The 16,754-nt window shown below is 71.8% G+C and carries 14 protein-coding genes; 9 read left to right on the top strand and 5 right to left on the bottom strand.

Translation table 11 applies throughout. From position 1 onward, the window contains the following. The first annotated feature begins 42 nt into the window (after positions 1 to 42). Positions 43 to 1,794, top strand: coding sequence for a glycoside hydrolase family 6 protein (locus ACTWLT_RS18790; RefSeq protein WP_445319500.1), 1,752 nt, complete (start codon positions 43 to 45; stop codon positions 1,792 to 1,794). A 120-nt stretch (positions 1,795 to 1,914) separates the two neighbouring features. On the opposite strand, the gene ACTWLT_RS18785 is transcribed toward ACTWLT_RS18790, so the two are convergent. The 5 genes from ACTWLT_RS18785 to ACTWLT_RS18765 all read right to left on the bottom strand — a co-directional run bounded on the left by ACTWLT_RS18785 (position 1,915) and on the right by ACTWLT_RS18765 (position 6,122). Then, positions 1,915 to 2,301 (bottom strand): hypothetical protein, encoded by a 387-nt coding sequence (locus ACTWLT_RS18785; protein ID WP_445319499.1) that lies wholly within the window; start codon positions 2,299 to 2,301, stop codon positions 1,915 to 1,917. Between the two features lie 141 nt (positions 2,302 to 2,442). Further along, complete coding sequence (locus tag ACTWLT_RS18780) at positions 2,443 to 2,751, bottom strand: hypothetical protein (protein WP_252418790.1); 309 nt, start codon at positions 2,749 to 2,751, stop codon at positions 2,443 to 2,445. A 16-nt stretch (positions 2,752 to 2,767) separates the two neighbouring features. Then, positions 2,768 to 4,429: a sodium:solute symporter family protein gene (locus ACTWLT_RS18775; protein WP_252418792.1), complete on the bottom strand. Its 1,662-nt coding sequence runs from the start codon at positions 4,427 to 4,429 to the stop codon at positions 2,768 to 2,770. Between the two features lie 185 nt (positions 4,430 to 4,614). Beyond that, positions 4,615 to 5,514 (bottom strand): hypothetical protein, encoded by a 900-nt coding sequence (locus ACTWLT_RS18770; RefSeq protein WP_445319498.1) that lies wholly within the window; start codon positions 5,512 to 5,514, stop codon positions 4,615 to 4,617. A gap of 11 nt (positions 5,515 to 5,525) precedes the next feature. Next, positions 5,526 to 6,122, bottom strand: coding sequence for a hypothetical protein (locus tag ACTWLT_RS18765; RefSeq protein ID WP_445319497.1), 597 nt, complete (start codon positions 6,120 to 6,122; stop codon positions 5,526 to 5,528). 246 nt (positions 6,123 to 6,368) lie between these two features. Between ACTWLT_RS18765 and ACTWLT_RS18760 the strand changes: the two genes are divergently transcribed. From ACTWLT_RS18760 to ACTWLT_RS18725, 8 genes are all read left to right on the top strand, one after another. Further along, the gene (locus ACTWLT_RS18760; RefSeq protein ID WP_445319496.1) at positions 6,369 to 7,856 is read left to right on the top strand and encodes a catalase; all 1,488 of its coding nucleotides are present in this window, start codon (positions 6,369 to 6,371) and stop codon (positions 7,854 to 7,856) included. Positions 7,857 to 8,096: 240 nt separating this feature from the next. Then, complete coding sequence (locus ACTWLT_RS18755) at positions 8,097 to 10,625, top strand: sensor histidine kinase (RefSeq protein WP_445319495.1); 2,529 nt, start codon at positions 8,097 to 8,099, stop codon at positions 10,623 to 10,625. Then, complete coding sequence (locus tag ACTWLT_RS18750; RefSeq protein WP_445319494.1) at positions 10,625 to 11,047, top strand: roadblock/LC7 domain-containing protein; 423 nt, start codon at positions 10,625 to 10,627, stop codon at positions 11,045 to 11,047. The genes ACTWLT_RS18755 and ACTWLT_RS18750 overlap by 1 nt, the downstream gene beginning before the upstream one ends. Beyond that, a complete protein-coding gene (locus ACTWLT_RS18745) occupies positions 11,037 to 11,426 on the top strand; it encodes a DUF742 domain-containing protein (RefSeq protein ID WP_445319493.1) in 390 nt (129 codons plus the stop codon). The genes ACTWLT_RS18750 and ACTWLT_RS18745 overlap by 11 nt, the downstream gene beginning before the upstream one ends. After that, entirely contained in the window at positions 11,407 to 12,009 is a 603-nt protein-coding gene (locus ACTWLT_RS18740) for a GTP-binding protein (RefSeq protein ID WP_445319492.1), read from the top strand. The genes ACTWLT_RS18745 and ACTWLT_RS18740 overlap by 20 nt, the downstream gene beginning before the upstream one ends. An 84-nt stretch (positions 12,010 to 12,093) precedes the next feature. Continuing rightward, entirely contained in the window at positions 12,094 to 13,134 is a 1,041-nt protein-coding gene (locus ACTWLT_RS18735; protein ID WP_445319491.1) for a lactonase family protein, read from the top strand. A gap of 164 nt (positions 13,135 to 13,298) precedes the next feature. Continuing rightward, positions 13,299 to 15,053, top strand: coding sequence for a substrate-binding domain-containing protein (locus ACTWLT_RS18730; protein ID WP_445319490.1), 1,755 nt, complete (start codon positions 13,299 to 13,301; stop codon positions 15,051 to 15,053). A 214-nt stretch (positions 15,054 to 15,267) separates the two neighbouring features. Beyond that, complete coding sequence (locus ACTWLT_RS18725) at positions 15,268 to 16,752, top strand: sugar transferase (protein ID WP_445319489.1); 1,485 nt, start codon at positions 15,268 to 15,270, stop codon at positions 16,750 to 16,752. The last annotated feature ends 2 nt before the right edge of the window (positions 16,753 to 16,754 follow it).

The raw sequence follows: 16,754 nt of genomic DNA, 5'->3' as shown, positions 1-16,754 counted from the left end.
GGGCCGTACGCGAGCCCGGTCTCGCCCAAGGAGATCAGTGGCATGAATGTGTGGAGAAGGCTGTCCGGCCAACGCCGGGCCCTCGCGCTCGCCGGCGCGGGCGCCCTGGTCGCCGGCGGGTTGGTGACCATCCCGGTCACCGTGGCGCATGCCGCGACGCAGTGCGACGTCGCTTACTCGACGAACGACTGGCCCGGTGGCTTCACCGCGAGCATCACCCTCAAGAACCTCGGCGACCCGGTCAACGGCTGGAGCCTCGGCTGGACCTTCCCGAACTCCGGCCAGCGGGTGCAGCAGGGCTGGTCGGCCGAGTTCACCCAGTCCGGCAGCCAGGTCACCGCGCGCAACCTGCCCTACAACGGCAGCCTGGCCACCGGTGCGTCGATCAGCCTCGGCTTCAACGGCGCGTGGAGCGGCAGCAACCCCAAGCCGACGTCGTTCACCCTCAACGGGGTGACCTGTAACGGCGGCACGACGACGCCGCCGACCACCCCGCCGCCCACCACGCCACCGCCGACGACGCCGCCGCCCACCGGTAGCAAGGTGGACAACCCGTACGCCGGGGTCCGGGGATACGTGAACCCCGAGTGGAAGGCCAAGGCGGACGCCGAGCCGGGCGGCAGCCGGATCTCCAGCAACCCGACCGCCGTCTGGCTGGACCGGATCGCCGCCATCAACGGCACCCCGGACAGCAGCTCCAACGGCGCCTTCGGGGTGCGTCAGCACCTGGACGAGGCGCTGCGCCAGGGTGCGGGCTACATCCAGTTCGTGATCTACAACCTGCCCGGACGGGACTGCGCCGCGCTCGCGTCCAACGGTGAGCTGGGCCCGAACGACCTACCCCGGTACAAGGCCGAGTACATCGACCCGATCGCCGCGATCCAGGGTGAGTCGAAGTACAGCAGCCTGCGGATCATCAACATCATCGAGATCGACTCGCTGCCGAACCTGGTGACCAACACCTCCGGGCAGGCCGGCGGCACGGCGATGTGTGACACCGTCAAGGCCAACGGCGCGTACGTCAACGGCGTCGGCTACGCCCTGGCCAAGTTGGGCGCGCTCGGCAACGTCTACAACTACATCGACGCCGCGCACCACGGGTGGATCGGCTGGGACACCAACTTCGGCCCCACCGCCGACATGCTCAAGAGCGCCGCGGTCGCCTCCGGCAGCACGGTGAACAACGTGCACGGGTTCATCGTCAACACGGCGAACTACTCGGCGCTGCGCGAGCCGTACATCAAGATCACTGACAACGTGAACGGCCAGACGGTGCGGCAGTCCAAGTGGATCGACTGGAACTTCTACGTCGACGAACTGTCCTTCGCCCAGGCGTTCCGCGACAAGCTGGTCCAGGTCGGCTTCAACTCCGGCATCGGCATGCTGATCGACACCTCCCGCAACGGCTGGGGCGGCTCCGCGCGGCCCACCGGGCCGGGCGCGACGACCAGCGTGGACACCTACGTCAATGGCGGCCGCATCGACCGTCGGATCCACGCCGGCAACTGGTGCAACCAGGCCGGCGCCGGCCTCGGTGAGCGGCCCCGGGCGAACCCGGAGCCGGGCATCGACGCGTACGTGTGGGTGAAGCCCCCGGGTGAGTCGGACGGCTCCAGCGAGCTGATCCCGAACGACGAGGGCAAGGGCTTCGACCGGATGTGCGACCCGACCTACACCGGCAACCCGCGCAACGGCAACAGCGCGACGGGTGCCCTGCCGAACGCGCCGATCTCCGGTGCGTGGTTCTCGGCGCAGTTCCAGGAGCTGATGCGCAACGCGTACCCGGCTCTCTGACCGGGGCGCTCCCGCACCACCCGCCGTCGGCAGTAGGTGAGGCACTGCCGGCGGCAGGTCCCCCGGGTCCCCGGTCCGACCGTCACGGTCGGGCCGGGGACCCACCCTGGTGCCCCGTGATCAGGGCACGGTGCGTTCGATCGCCGCCCGGCCGTGCTCGGCGAGGTCGCGGCGGGCCTTGTCCAGGTTCTCCGGGGTGAGGTCCTGCCCTCGGGCCATCACCAGGTCCTCCGGCTCCCAGGGCTGCTCCGCCCCGGTGCGGATGTTGTCCCCGCCGGCGCCGGTACCCGTCCCGGTCGCGCCGGTGCCGGCACCGTACGGGTCACCGATCAGGTCGTCGGTGTCCGGCGCGAGATCGCCGGGCCGGTCGCGGGGCTCGGTGAAGGCCGGGGTGTCCCGGTCGGGGCCGCCCCCGGTCCGCAGCTGCGCGACTGTGCTGTCGTCGTCCACCGCGGAGGCCACCTCCTGGCTCTCCTCCAGCGGCGGTCGGCGCTCGCGATCGGTCATGGTGCTGCCTCCTGTGTCCGACACGTTGCCTGATCCCCCTCGCGTACCCCCTGCGGCGGCGGCCATGCACGGCGCCGGCGGGGACCCGAGCGGCCGCGCGCCGACCACCCTCCCGGGGCGGCCGGCGCGCACGGCGGTCGGTCAGGTGCCGGGTTGCTTCTCGTTGGGCGCCGGCGGTTCGGCCGGGCGCAGCCACTGCCAGAGCAGCATGAACAGACCGAAGGCGAGCATCACCAGCCCGGCCCACAGGTTGATCCGAACGCCCTCGGCCTTGTCGATCTCCGCACGGCTGTCGAAGACGCCGATCAGCGCCACGATGACGCCGTACGCCACGAAGAGCCCACCGATCACCCGGCGGATGTCGAACAGCCTCGCGGCGGCGGAGCGGCGCTGCTCCTCCTGCGTCTCGTCGATCAGCGGGTCCTGTGCCGGCTGGCCGTCGTTGCTCATCTGCCGAACCCCTTTCCTAGAAGACCGGGATGTAGAACAGGGCGGCCAGCGCGACCGCGATCACGCCGAGCAGCACGGGGGAGCGGTACCAGACGGCGTCACCGGCGAGCACGTCGCCCTTCAGGTCGACACCGCCCATGCCGTAGACCAGCCCGCGCAGTTCCTCGTCGCGTTTCGGTGCCGTGAGCGGGGTGAGGATCGCGGCGACCACCACCGCCGTGGCGAACGCGAGGCCGGCACCCCAGAAGCTCTCCTCCAGGTCGGAGTTGAAGTGGACCACCCCGCCCTTGTAGAGCAGGTAGAGGCTCAGCGACACGAGGGTGCCCAGCAGCAGCGACCAGAAGCCGGCCAGCGCGGTCATCCGCTTCCAGAACATGCCGATGATGAACGTGGCGAACAGCGGCGCGTTGAAGACGGAGAAGAGCGCCTGGATGTAGTTCATGATGTTGCTGAACCCGGACGCGATGAACGCGGTGCCGATGCCGACCACCACAGCCGCGACCGTCGCCCACCGGCCGATCCGCAGGTAGTACTCGTCCGAGCGGTCGCGGCGGATGTACGCCTGCCAGATGTCGTAGGTGAAGACGGTGTTGAAGCCGCTCACGTTGGCCGCCATGCCCGCCATGAACGAGGCGAGCAGGCCGGTGACCGCCACGCCGAGCACACCGTTAGGGAGCAGGTCACGCATCAGCAGCGGGATCGCGTTGTTGTACTGGAGGTCGCCGCTCTCCGCGCCGAGGCCCTTCACCGTCACCAGGGCCACCAGGCCGGGGATGACCGTGACCAGGGGGATGAACAGCTTCGGGTACGCGGCGATGATCGGCGTACGCCGGGCGGCGCTCATGTTCTTGGCCGACAGCGCCCGCTGCACCTCGGCGAAGTTCGTCGTCCAGTAGCCGAAGGAGAGCACGAAGCCCAGCCCGAAGACGATGCCCAGCCAGTGCGCGCCCAGCGGGTTGGCGGTGGTGCCGGTGTTCTCCCAGGCGTGCAGACCCGCCTCACCGAGCTTCGAGTCGCGGACCGCGTCCATCAGCCCGTTCACCCCGCCGACCTTGACCAGGCCGATCACGGTGACCGGGATGAGGCCGGCCAGGATGACGAAGAACTGGAGCACCTCGTTGTAGATCGCCCCGGACAGACCGCCGATGGTGATGTACGCCAGGACGATCGCCGCGCCGACCACGATCGCGGTCCAGAGCGGCCAGCCGAGCAGTGCCTGCATCACCAGGGCCAGCGCGTAGAGGTTCACCCCGGCGATCAGCACCTGCGCGACGGCGAAGCTGAGCGCGTTCAGCAGGTGGGTGGGGCGGTTGAACCGCAGCCGCAGGTACTCCGGCACGCTGCGGACCTTGGAGCCGTAGTAGAAGGGCATCATCACGATGCCCAGGAAGACCATCGCCGGCACCGCGCCGATCCAGTAGTAGTGGACCGTCATCACGCCGTACTGGGCGCCGTTCGCGGCCATCCCGATGATCTCCAACGCGCCCAGGTTGGCCGAGACGAAGGCGAGACCGGTCACCCAGGCCGGCAGGGACCGGCCGGAGAGGAAGAAGTCCACGCTGGTCCGGATCGCCCGGCGGGCCGCGAAGCCGACCCCGAGGACGGTGACGAAATAGAGGGCCAGGATGAGGTAGTCCAGGCCGTTCATGTCGAGCCGGAGACCGCCGCCGTCTTCCATCCCGCCACCCCTCGTCCGCCGCCCGTGTCGGTTACGCGGGCGGCGTATTACCCCGCGCGGGTGGTTTCACGCCTCCGTGTCGCCTCCGGCGTGTTGTGGGCTGCTCGGGCCTTCTCGTCCGGCTTCGGTCCGCGACGAGAGGGCGCCCCGGCCGACCGGCCGGGGCGCCCCGTTGGTGCCGTCGCTCAGCGACCCAGCACGCGGTCCAGGAAGTCCCGGTAGCGGCGCACCGCCACCCGCAACTGCTCGGTGTCCGACGAGCCGGCGTCCTGCCACCCGCCGAGCGTGGTCTTCTGCGCCGCCAGCGCGGAGGCGAGTGCCTGGATGGCCTCCTCCACCAGCGCCTGTGCCTCACCGGCGGCGGCGTGCGGATCGTCCACGAAGCGCAGCTGCACGTCGCGCCAGCGGTCCCGGAACGCCTGTGCCGTGTCGGCGTCGAGCAGCGTGGCCGGCTCGGCCGCCACGGTCGACCCGGTCGGTAGCGCGGTCCCCGCGGAGTGCAGCGAGGTGCCGGAGGCCCGTCCGGCGAGCGCCGGGTCGGCGTCCGGCGAGACCGCGTCCGGGTCGACCATCTCCGGCGCGGCGCTGCCGTAGGCGGGCGCGGCCGGATCGGTACCCCGGTTGTCGTCGGTGTCGGTGTCGGTGTCGCGGCGGTGCAGCTCGGCCGTCGGATCGGCGCGCAGGCCCTCCCGCTCGCCGTCCTCGGCGCCGTCGCCCGGCGTGGCGGTCCGCTCGGCCCGGGGGTCCGGCTGGTCCTCGGGGCGCGGGCTGGCCAGCGCGGACGCCGCCACCGCGTCGGCCACGGTGGTGGCGCCGAACACGGTCGGCAGCGGCCCCGGCTCGTGGAACTCTCCCTCCTCGGCACGCTCGGCGGCCCTGTCGTCCCGACGGTCGTCCCGTCGGCCGGGGCCGTCGGTGCGCTCGTCGGCGAGGGACGGATCGTCGAAGGTGCCCCGGTCGTCCAGGACGTCCTCGGGCACGTCCGGGTGGCCGGCGGCCCGGTCACCGGTCGGGGGAACCGGAACCGGTGCGGACCGGACGGCCTCCGGATGGTCGTTGCTCACCTGCTGCTCTTCCTGGCGCATCGGTGGCCTCCTCAGCGGCTCGTGGCGTCGTGCGGGGTGTCCGGGTGGCGCTGTTCCGGCGTGCGGTGGCCGACCGGCTCCTCGCCGAGCAGGTCGGCGAAGAGTGCCCGGTAGTGCACGACCGCCTGGCGCAGTTCCTCGGTCGTGGCCTCGCCCCGGGAGTTGCGCAGGTGGATCTCGTGCGCGTCCCGGTAGTGGGTCAGCGTGCGGGCGTGCTCGACGGAGAGGTGGGCGGTCTGGTCGGAGAAGTCCCCGGTCGGGTAGCCCCGCTCCTCGACGAGTCGGGTGACCAGTTCGTCGGCGTCACCCACGGTCTCGCTCGGCGAGTCGATGAAGCGGACCTGAAGTTCCTCCCAGGCGGCGGCGTAGCGGGCCCGGGACTCCGGGCTGAGCGCGGTGAGTGTGAGTTCGGCGTGCCGGCGTTCCCGGTCGCGCAGCTCGCGCTCCGCGGCGGACCGGCTGTCCTGCTCGGCCACCACCCGGTCGTACTCCGGCCCGAACCGGTTGCGCAGGGCGCGGCGTCGGGCGAGCGACCGGGCGGCCACGGCCAGCGCCGCGACGATCACCAGCACGACGAGCACGATGACGATTATCTGCGTGGGCGACATGGGCTCCTCCTTCGTTACCCGGTATTCCCTCCGCGTACTGATCGCCAATCCCGATCGGGGGCACTTTCCTCGCCGGGCCGCGTCCGACGTCGGGAGTTTCCTGCCCGGCGGAGCGCGATGACGAGGCACACAGCGTCACGTCCGGCTAAAACTTGACTCATTCCAGAAAACGCGCTTGGGTGGTTGGAGCCGGTCGGATCCGACGGCCCGCCCCCCGCACCGAACAGAAACACCTGGAGGAGAGCGATGAGCGACCAGGCCGAGAAGCCGATCCTCACCACCCGGCAGGGTCACCCCGTGCACAACAACCAGCAGCAGCGGACGGTCGGCTCACGTGGCCCCGCGACGCTGGAGAACTACCACTTCCTCGAGAAGATCAGCCACTTCGACCGGGAGCGGATCCCGGAGCGGGTCGTGCACGCACGGGGTTTCGTCGCGCACGGCGAGTTCGAGGCGTACGGGACGATCGGTGACAAGCCGGCGGCGACGTACACCCGCGCCAAGCTGTTCCAGACCAGGGGCAGGAAGACCCCGGTGACCATCCGGTTCTCCACCGTCATCGGCGGGCGGGACTCCTCCGAGGCAGCCCGCGACCCGCGCGGCTTCGCGGTCAAGTTCCGCACCGAGGACGGCAACTGGGACATGGTGGGCAACAACCTCCAGGTCTTCTTCATCCGCGACGCGATCAAGTTCCCCGACGTGATCCACTCGCTGAAGCCGGACCCGGTGACCTTCCGCCAGGAGCCGAACCGGATCTTCGACTTCATGTCGAACACGCCCGAGTCGATGCACATGCTGACCTGGCTCTTCTCCCCGTACGGCATCCCGAGGAACTACCGCACCATGCGCGGCTCCGGCGTGAACACCTACCGTCTGGTCAACGCGCAGGGCGAGGCTGTGCTGGTCAAGTTCCACTGGATGACCCAGCAGGGCGAGCACAACCTCACCCAGGCCGAGGCCGACGCCATCCAGGCCACCGAGCTGGGCCACGCCTCCAAGGATCTCTACGAGGCGATCGAACGCGGCGAGTACCCGCAGTGGGAGCTCAACGTGCAGATCATGAGCGACGACGAGCACCCGGAGCTGGACTTCGACCCGCTCGACGACACCAAGATCTGGCCGGAGGAGCAGTTCCCCTACCTGCCCGTCGGCATGATGACGCTCAACCGCAACATCACCGACCACCACAACGAGAACGAGCAGATCGCCTTCGGCACCGGCGTCCTGGTCGACGGCATCGACTTCTCCGACGACAAGATGCTGGTCGGCCGGACGTTCTCCTACTCGGACACCCAGCGCTACCGGGTCGGCCCGAACTACCTCCAGCTGCCGGTCAACCGGCCACGCGAGGACGTCCAGGTCAGCACCAACCAGGGCGGCGGCCAGATGTCGTACGGGGTGGACAACCGCGGCGGCAACCCGCACATCAACTTCGAGCCGTCCTCCGTCGCCGGCCTCCAGGAGGCAGACGAGTCCTACCGGGAGTACCGGCCGTTCGTCTCCGGGCAGATCATGAAGGCCCCGATCGAGCGGCAGAACAACTACTCGCAGGCCGGCCGCCGCTTCCGGGAGATGGCGGACTGGGAGCGCGACGACGTGATCCTCAACCTGACCACGCTGCTGGCCCAGTGCGACAAGCACATCCAGGAGAAGATGGTCTGGCACTTCAGCCAGTGCGACGAGACCTACGGCCGACGGGTCGCCGAGGGGCTCGGCATGTCCGCACAGGCCTGAGCCGTACCGCACCACCGCGAGCGCCCCGCCGGTCCGCCGGCGGGGCGCTCGCCGTGCCGGGCGGGGTGCATTTCGGAGCGTCGATGTCGGCGCGACGGGCGGTAGTGCAACGGCCGACGATTACGTATCCTGCCCAAGGCGCCCGCGCCGGTGCCCGGCTTCCTGGCCGGGCGCAGCCGGCCGGCGCGTTGCCCGGCGGTGCCGGCGCCCCTCCTGCCACCCCTGTACGGGCGAGGTCTGATGAGAACCCGCGACTGGCCGATCCGCTCGAAGCTGACCGCGTTGGTCGTCGCGCCGGTGACGGCGCTGCTGGCGTTATGGATCTTCGCGACCACGCTGACCTTCGGTCCCGCCCTGCACCTGCTCTCCGCCCGCACCCTGCTCTACGACCTGGGCCGCCCCGGTGAGGCCGTGGTCACCGAACTGCAACGCGAACGCCGGCTCTCGGTGGTGCAGCTCGCCGGCACCACCGACCTGCCCGCCCTGACCGAGCAACGGCAGCGCACCGACCGGGCGGTCACCGAGCTGCGCCGCCGGGTCGACGGGGACGAGTTGCGCGACGCCGCCGACGACCTGCTCGACACCCGGGTCGACCAGCTGGTCACCGCCCTGGCGGCGCTGCCGGCCGGCCGTGACTTCATCGACGACCGCAAGGTCGACCGGGCCGGCGCGATCGGCCTCTACAGCGGCATGATCTCCTCGGCCTTCCAGGCGTTCGCCGGCATGGCGAGCCTGGACGACCCCGACCTCAACCGGCAGGCGCTGGCGCTCACCGCGCTGGGCCGGTCCCGCGAGCTGCTCGGCCAGACCGACGCCCTGCTGGCCGGGGCGCTGACCGCCGGCCGGTTCGCCGAGGGGGAGCACACCCAGCTCGTGCAGGCCATCGGCAACCAGCGGTGGCTCACCGAGAGCGCGGTGGCCGACCTGCCCGAGGCCGGCCGGTCCGCGTACCAGCGGTTGACCGAGGGTGCGGCGTTCGCCCGGCTGCGCACGATGCAGGACACGCTGGTGGCGGCCAACCGCACGGGCCGGCCGCCGGTGGACGCGGCGAGCTGGCAGGCCAGCCACGACGCGGTGCAGCAGCAGCTACGTGACTTCGAGCTGGCCGAGGCCGACGGGCTCACCGACCGATCGGTGCCGATGGCCGTCCGGATCCTGGTCCGCCTCGCCGCCGCCGGGCTGCTCGGGCTCGTCGCCGTGGTGGTCTCGGTGCTGGTGGCACTGCGGGTCGGCCGCACGCTGGTCCGACGGCTCAGCGGCGTCCGCACCGCCGCTCTGGAGCTGGCCGAGCACCGGCTCCCGGACGTGGTGACCCGGCTGCGCCGCGGCGAGCAGGTCGACGTCGCACGGGAGGCGCCCCCACTGGAGTACGGCCACGACGAGATCGGCGAGGTCGGGCGGGCCTTCACCGAGGTGCAGCGCACCGCCGTCCAGGCGGCGGTCGACGAGGTGACCCTGCGCCGCGGGCTCAACGAGGTCTTCCTCAACATCGCCCGGCGCAGCCAGGGCCTGGTGCACCGGCAGTTGCACCTGCTGGACCGGATGGAGCGACGCGTCGAGGACCCGGACGAGCTGGCCGAGCTGTTCCAGGTCGACCACCTCGCCACCCGGCTGCGCCGGCACGCCGAGGACCTCGTCATCCTCGCCGGCTCCGCGCCGGGCCGGGGCTGGCGCAACCCGGTCGCGATGGTCGACCTGATCCGGGGTGCGATCTCCGAGGTCGAGGCGTACGACCGGGTTGACATCACCTCCGTGCAGCCGGCCGGTGTGCTGGGCCGGGCCGTGGGCGACGTCATCCACCTGCTCGCCGAGCTGATCGAGAACGCCACCGCCTTCTCCCCGCCGGACACCCGGGTCACCGTGACGGGGGAACCGGTGGCCAACGGCTACGCCCTGGAGATCACCGACCGGGGGCTGGGGATGTCCGTCGCGGCGCTGGAGGCGGCCAACACGCGGCTGGCCAGCTCACCCGAGTTCGACCCGGCCCAGAGCGCCCGGCTCGGCCTGTTCGTGGTTGCCCGGCTGGCCGCTCGGCACGGCGTACGGGTGCGGCTGCGCCCGTCCGGGGAGGGCGGGGTGAGCGCCGTGGCCCTCATCCCCACCGACCTGGTCACCGCCGAACCGCCGGCCGGCCCCGACCCGACCGCGCCCGGCTCCGCGCCGGTCGGCCCGGACCGGCGGCTGACCCGCACCGGCCGTCGGGCCACCGTGCCCCGACCCAGAATGGGCCGCAACCGACCGGCCACCGCCGGTGCCCGGTCCACCGGCACGCCGGCTCCGGACGCGCCCCGCCCGAACGGATCGGCCGGCGGCGGGCAGGTCGATCACGAGTCGGAGGTCACCGTGCCGATCACCGTCGAGGGGGTCGGTGGCGGTGCGACCGACCGGGTGCCGCCCGCCGGCGAGACGGCGGACGAGCTGGACGGGCTGCCCCGCCGGGTACGACGGCGTACCCCCGCCACCCGGCCCCGGTCGACCGTCACCGACACCCCGACGCCCCGATCGCCGGAGGAGGTGCGCCGGGTGATGTCGGCCCTCCAGGCGGGCACCGCCCGGGGCCGCGCCACCGTTGTGCCCCCGGCCGCTCCGGCCGCTCCGGCCGCTCCGGCCGCTCCGGCCGCCCCGGCCGCGCCCGCCAGCCCGGACGCGCCCGCCAGCCCGGACGCGCCCACCGGGTCGGCCGCCGATCCGAAGCCCGCCTCACCCGCCGCCACAACCGGACCGGCGGCGGCATCCGAACCCCTGACCGCGAGTGAGAGGGACGCCTAGTGCGGCATTCGACGAAGCAGAGCGCCGGCCTCGACTGGCTGCTCGACGAGTTGGTGGAACGGGTACCGGCCGCCCGGGAGGCGGTGGTGCTCTCCGCCGACGGGTTGCTGCTCGGCTCGTCGGCCGAGCTGGAGCGCTCCGACGCCGAACACCTCTGCGCGCTCGCCGCCGGCTTCTCCAGCCTGGCCAGGGGCGCGAGCCGGCACGTGGACGGCGGGCCGGTGAGGCAGACCGTGGTGGAGATGGAGTCGGCGTACCTCTTCGTGACCGCCGCCGGGCAGGGCGCCTGCCTGGCCGTGGTGAGCGACGCCGACGCGGACATCGGGCTGGTCGCGTACGAGATGGCGATGCTCGTGATCCGGGTGGGAGAGAACCTGACAGCGTCGCCCCGGTCGTCGGCGGGTGCCGGTGATGCGGGCTGAGCCGCCCGGGCCCCAGCACGAGTGGCTGGACGGCGAAGCCGGCCCGGTAGTGCGCCCGTACACCCTCACCGGCGGCCGGGTACGCTCCGCCGTCGATGGGTTCGACCTGGTCGCGTTCGTGCTGGCCGCTTCGGACCTCGACCCCGCGGGCGACCCGCGGCTGCTTCCGGAGCACCGGCGGCTGGTCGCGCTGGCCCGCCAACCTGTCTCGGTCGCCGAGTTGGCGGCCGAGCTGGACCTCGCGATCGGGGTGGTCCGGGTGCTGCTCGGTGACCTCCTCGCCCAGGGCCTGGTCGCGGTGCACGAGCCGCCGGCCGCCGGCCACCTTCCCGACGACGACATCCTCAAGGCGGTGGTCAGTGGACTCCGTGCGTTATGACCATGCGGGATCCGACACCAGGATCCCGCTGGCACTGAAGATCCTCATCGCCGGAGGCTTCGGGGCGGGCAAGACGACGCTGGTGAGCGCGCTCAGCGAGGTCCGGCCGTTGCAGACCGAGGAGGTGCTGACCGGCGCCGGGATCGGCACCGACGACATCTCCGGGGTGGAGGGGAAGTCGACCACCACGGTGGCGATGGACTTCGGTCGGATCACCATCAACGAGGACCTTCAGGTCTACCTGTTCGGCACGCCCGGCCAGGACCGGTTCTGGTTCCTGTGGGACGAGTTGGCCTTCGGGGCGCTCGGCGCGGTGGTGCTCGCGGACACCCGCCGGTTGGCCGACTGCTTCCCCTCCATCGACTACTTCGAGCAGCGCGGCATCCCGTTCGTGGTGGGTGTCAACTGTTTCGACGATGCCCGGCGCTTCAACCTGGAGACCGTACGCCGGGCGCTCGACCTGGACCCGGACGTGCCGATGGTGCTCTGCGACGCCCGGGACCGGCAGTCGGGCAAGATGGTGTTGATCTCTCTGGTCGAGCACGTGGCCCGGCAGCGTGGGGAGCCGGTGCCGGCCGCCTGATCCGGGCACCGCAATGGCGGTTAAGGTGCCGGCTCGGCGGGCAGGCTCTGGTTGGATCGGGGGATGCCGGCGGAGGGGTGGGACGTGAGTGGTCAGGGCGAGGTCGTCCACATCGGGGGTTACACCGCGCAGAGCGGCGGGCGGGGCAGCGGCATCGTGGCGGCCCGCCGTGACCCGGCCACCGGCGCGCTGACCCCGATCGGCACGGTGGCGGTCACCCCGTCGCCCTCCTTCCTGGTCCGGCACCCCACCCAGCCGGTGCTGTACGCGGTCAACGAGCTGACCGATGGCGAGATCAGCGCCTGGCGGGTCGGGTCGGACGGCGCGTTGGATCCGTTGGGCAGCAGCCGGTCGACCGGCGGCGCCGAGCCCTGCCACCTGGCGGTGCTGCCCGACGGCGGCCACCTGGTGGCGGCCAACTACGGCGGCGGCAGCGTCGCGGTCTTCCCGCTGGACCCGCAGGGCGTTCCGGGGGAGCGCACCGACCTGGTGGTGCACGAGGGCCACGGCCCCGACCCGGAGCGCCAGGAGCGGGCGCACACCCACATGGTCTCCCCGGGGCCGGGCCGGGAGCCGCTGCTCGCGGTCGACCTGGGCACCGACTCGGTCTACCGGTACGACCTGGACGGCGCGAGCGGGCGGCTGGTCCCCCGCGGGCCACGGATGCACACGACGCCCGGCACCGGGCCCCGGCACCTGGCCCGCCACCCGGACGGGCGGCGCTGCTACCTGGTCGGCGAGCTGGACGCCTCGGTCACCGCGTACGAGCTGTCCGACGACGGCGCGCTGCACCAGCGCGGCCGGGTCGACGCGAGCGAGCGGACCGGCCACGTCCAGCCGTCGGAGGTTGCGGTCAGCCCGGACGGCCGGTTCCTCTACGTCGCCAACCGAGGGGTGGGTACCGTCGCGGTCTTCGCGCTGGCCGGCGAGCTGCCCGAGCTGGTGGCCGAAGTGGACACCGGTGGCGAGTGGCCCCGGCACTTCGCGATGATCGGGCAGCACCTCTACGTCGCGGACGAGCGGGCGGACATGGTGCGGGTCTTCCGGCGGGACGCCGACACCGGCATCCCGGTGCCGGTCGGGGAGCCGGTGCCGGTGCCGAGCCCGACCTGTGTGCTGCCGTGAGCCGCGTAGTCGACGGGCGGGACGTGAGGGTGACGCGGATTTGACCACACCACGGGGCCGCTCCGTCACTGTCTGTCGTTAAACGGCGATCAACTGTCTCTCCTGAGTAACTTTAGTCCGAACGGTTATGGCAGGGACGGCATCTATTACGCAAGATGGTCACCGTGTCAGCAGGCCGCCATCGCATGCGTTCGAAACTCCATCTAGCAGCCGCCGCCGCGACGGCGACGGTTCTCGTCGTCACGACCGGCGTCTGGTTCGGCTACCGCGAGCTGATCCAGCCCAGCTGTTCGGGGGAGATCCGGCTCGCCGTGGCGGTCGCCTCCGAGCTCGCGCCGGCGGTTGACGCCGCCGCGTCCCAGTGGACCAAGGACGGCGCAGCGGTAGGCGGCACCTGCATCCGGGTGGACGTCTCGGCGTCCGACCCGGTCGACGTGGCCGCCGTTATGGCGGCCAAGCACGGTGCCATCCTGGCCGGGGTCGGACAGGCCAGCGGCACCGCCGTCACCCCGGACGTCTGGGTGCCGGACTCCTCGATGTGGCTGCTGCGCCTCAAGAAGGAAGCGACCGCGTTCGCTCCGACCAACGGCGCGTCCATCGCGCGCAGTCCCATCGTCGTCGCGATGCCCGAGCCGGTGGCATCTCGGTTGGGCTGGCCCAACACGAAGTTCACCTGGACCGACCTGCTCAAGCAGGTCAACAGCAGCAAGCCGTTGCGCACCGGGATCGTCGAGCCCACCCGGGACGCGGCCGGCCTGTCCGGTCTGCTCTCGCTGACCACGGCCGCCAGCGCCGCCGGTGGCGACGCCCAGCGCAACACCGTCGGCGCGCTGCGGGCGCTGGCCACCGGGCGTTCCTCGCTCCGCAACGACCTGCTGGCCCGCTTCCCGACCGCCAAGGACCCGACGTCCATCGCCAGCGGTCTCGGTGCGGCGGCGCTGTCCGAAGAAGACGTGATGGCGTACAACAGCAAGGAACCGCCGGTCAAGCTCGCCGCGCTCTACATGGAGCCGGCGCCGATGCCGCTGGACTACCCGTACGCGGTCCTGCCCGGCATCGAGCCGTCCAAGGCGTCGGCGGCCCGTGTGCTGTTCGAGTTGCTCACCACCCCGACGTTCCGCAACCGGCTGGCGGCGCAGTCGCTGCGCGCGCCGGACGGCAACTGGGGCTCCGGCTTCAAGGCGCCGCAGGGTGCGCCGAGCCCGGCCGGCGGCGCGTCGACCGCGCCGGCGACCGGCGGCACCGCCGCGGGCGGCCTCGACCCGGCAGCCATACAGCGTGTCGTCACGAGCTGGTCGGTCGCCACCCAGTCCGGCCGGATGCTCTGCGTCATCGACGTCTCCGGCTCGATGAAGGACGAGGTGCCCAGCGCCAACAACCGCAGCCGGGAAGAGGTCACCGTGGACGCGGCCCGCCGCGGCCTCGGCCTCTTCGACGACTCCTGGTCGATCGGGTTGTGGACCTTCTCCACGAAGCTGGTCGGCAACCGGGACTACCGCGAGCTGGTGGGCATCGCCCCGCTCTCGGGCCAGCGGGCGCAGCTGGAGGCGGCGCTCGGCACGATCAAGCCGTCCAGCGGCGACACCGGCCTCTACGACACCATGCTCGCGGCCTACAAGACGGTGCAGGCGGACTGGCAGCCCGGCCGCGTCAACTCGGTGGTGCTCTTCACCGACGGCAAGAACGAGGACGACAACGGCATCAGCCAGGCCCAGCTGCTCGCCGAGCTGAAGCGGCTCGCCGACCCGGACCGGCCGGTCCAGGTCGTGATGATCGGCATCGGTGAGGGCGTCAGCAAGGCCGAGCTGGAGTCGATCACGAAGGTGACCGGCGGCGGCAGCTTCGTCACCAAGGACCCGACCGAGATCGGCTCCATCTTCCTCAACGCCATCGCGCTGCGCCCCCCGGCGCCGCGCTGATTCCACGCACAGCACCAAGGGGCCCGTCGTACCGCGATCCGGTACGGCGGGCCCCTTTTCGTCCCTCCAGGATTGCGGAAAAGTGACGGCAATACGTCGGAAGTAATCGGCGACGATAGTTGTCGGGGCAGGATGTCGACGTGTTCCGGCATTGTCGGTCCGCCTCCGGCCCGACCCGTCGACCGGGGCCGTCCTGAGCAGAGTGGGAGGGCCGGTGACCGCTGCGACACTGTTGACCCCCGCCAGCACGTCGGCGAAGCCGGACGGTCGTCCGGCCGGGCTGGTGGCGCGCGCCGACGAACGGTCCTACATCCGGATCCTGGTGGTGCTGGACACCACCATCCTCATCCTCGCGCTGCTCGTCGGGTACGTCGCCCGCTTCGGCGACGAGGAGCCCAGCGGCTCGAAGATCCCGTACGTGCTGGTGGCACCCGGTCTGGTGCTCGCCTGGCTGATCTCCCTGAAGGCGCTCGGCTGCTACGACGACCGGGTGATCGGCTACGGGGCGGACGAGTACCGCAGGGTCAGCACGGCCAGCCTGCGGCTCGCCGGGGCGATCGCCATCGCCGGGTACATCGCCGACGTCGGGGTGTCCCGAGGCTTCCTCGGCATCTCCTTCGCGGTGGGCACCGTCGGGCTGGAGGTCGCCCGCTTCGCCGCCCGGAAGCGCCTGCACCGGGCACGCTCGCGGGGCGCCGGTTGGTCCCGGAAGGTGCTGGTGGTCGGCGACACCGCGCACGTGCTGGAGCTGGTGCACACGTTGCGCCGCGAGCCGTACGCGGGTTACCAGGTGGTCGGCGCGTGCATCCCGGACGCGCTGCTGGCGCCGGTGGCGCAGCGGCTGGGGGACGTGCCGGTGGTGGGATCGTTCCGGGGCATCCCGGAGGCCGCCACGGCGATCGGCGCGGACACCGTCGCGGTCACCGCCTCCGGTGAGCTGACCGCCACCCGGCTGCGCCGACTCGGCTGGCAGTTGGAGGGGACCGGTGTCGACCTGGTCGTGGCACCCGCGCTGACCGACGTGGCCGGCCCGCGGATCCACACCCGTCCGGTTGCCGGGCTGCCGCTGATCCACGTCGAGGCGCCCGAGTTCCGCGGTGCGCGCAAGCTGGTGAAGGGCTTCGTCGACCGGTCCGCCTCGTCGCTGGCGCTGGCGGTGCTGCTGCCCCTGATCGCGATCATCGCGCTGGCCATCAAGCTGGACACCCGAGGCCCGGTGCTGTTCCGCCAGGTCCGGGTCGGCCGGGGCGGGCAGGAGTTCGGCGTGTTCAAGTTCCGCACCATGGTGGTGAACGCCGACGTGCTGCTCGGCGAGCTGGCCGCCCGCAACGAGACCGACGGCCTGATGTTCAAGATGCGCGACGACCCCCGGGTCACCCGGGTCGGCCGGCTGCTGCGGAAGTGGTCGCTGGACGAGCTGCCGCAGCTGGTCAACGTGCTGCGGGGGCAGATGAGCCTGGTTGGCCCGCGTCCGCCGCTGCCCTCCGAGGTGGCCCGCTACGACGGCGACGTGGCGCGGCGGCTGCTGGTCAAGCCCGGCATGACCGGTCTGTGGCAGGTCAGCGGCCGGTCCGACCTGAGCTGGGAGGACGGCATCCGGCTGGATCTCTACTACGTGGAGAACTGGTCCCTCGCCGCCGACCTCACCATCCTCTGGAAGACCTTCGGCGCCGTGCTGAAGAGCCGCGGCGCGTACTGACC

Source organism: Micromonospora yongxingensis, assembly GCF_052601155.1.
Note: the sequence above shows the minus strand (reverse complement) of the source record. Positions and strands in the feature narration are given on the sequence as shown.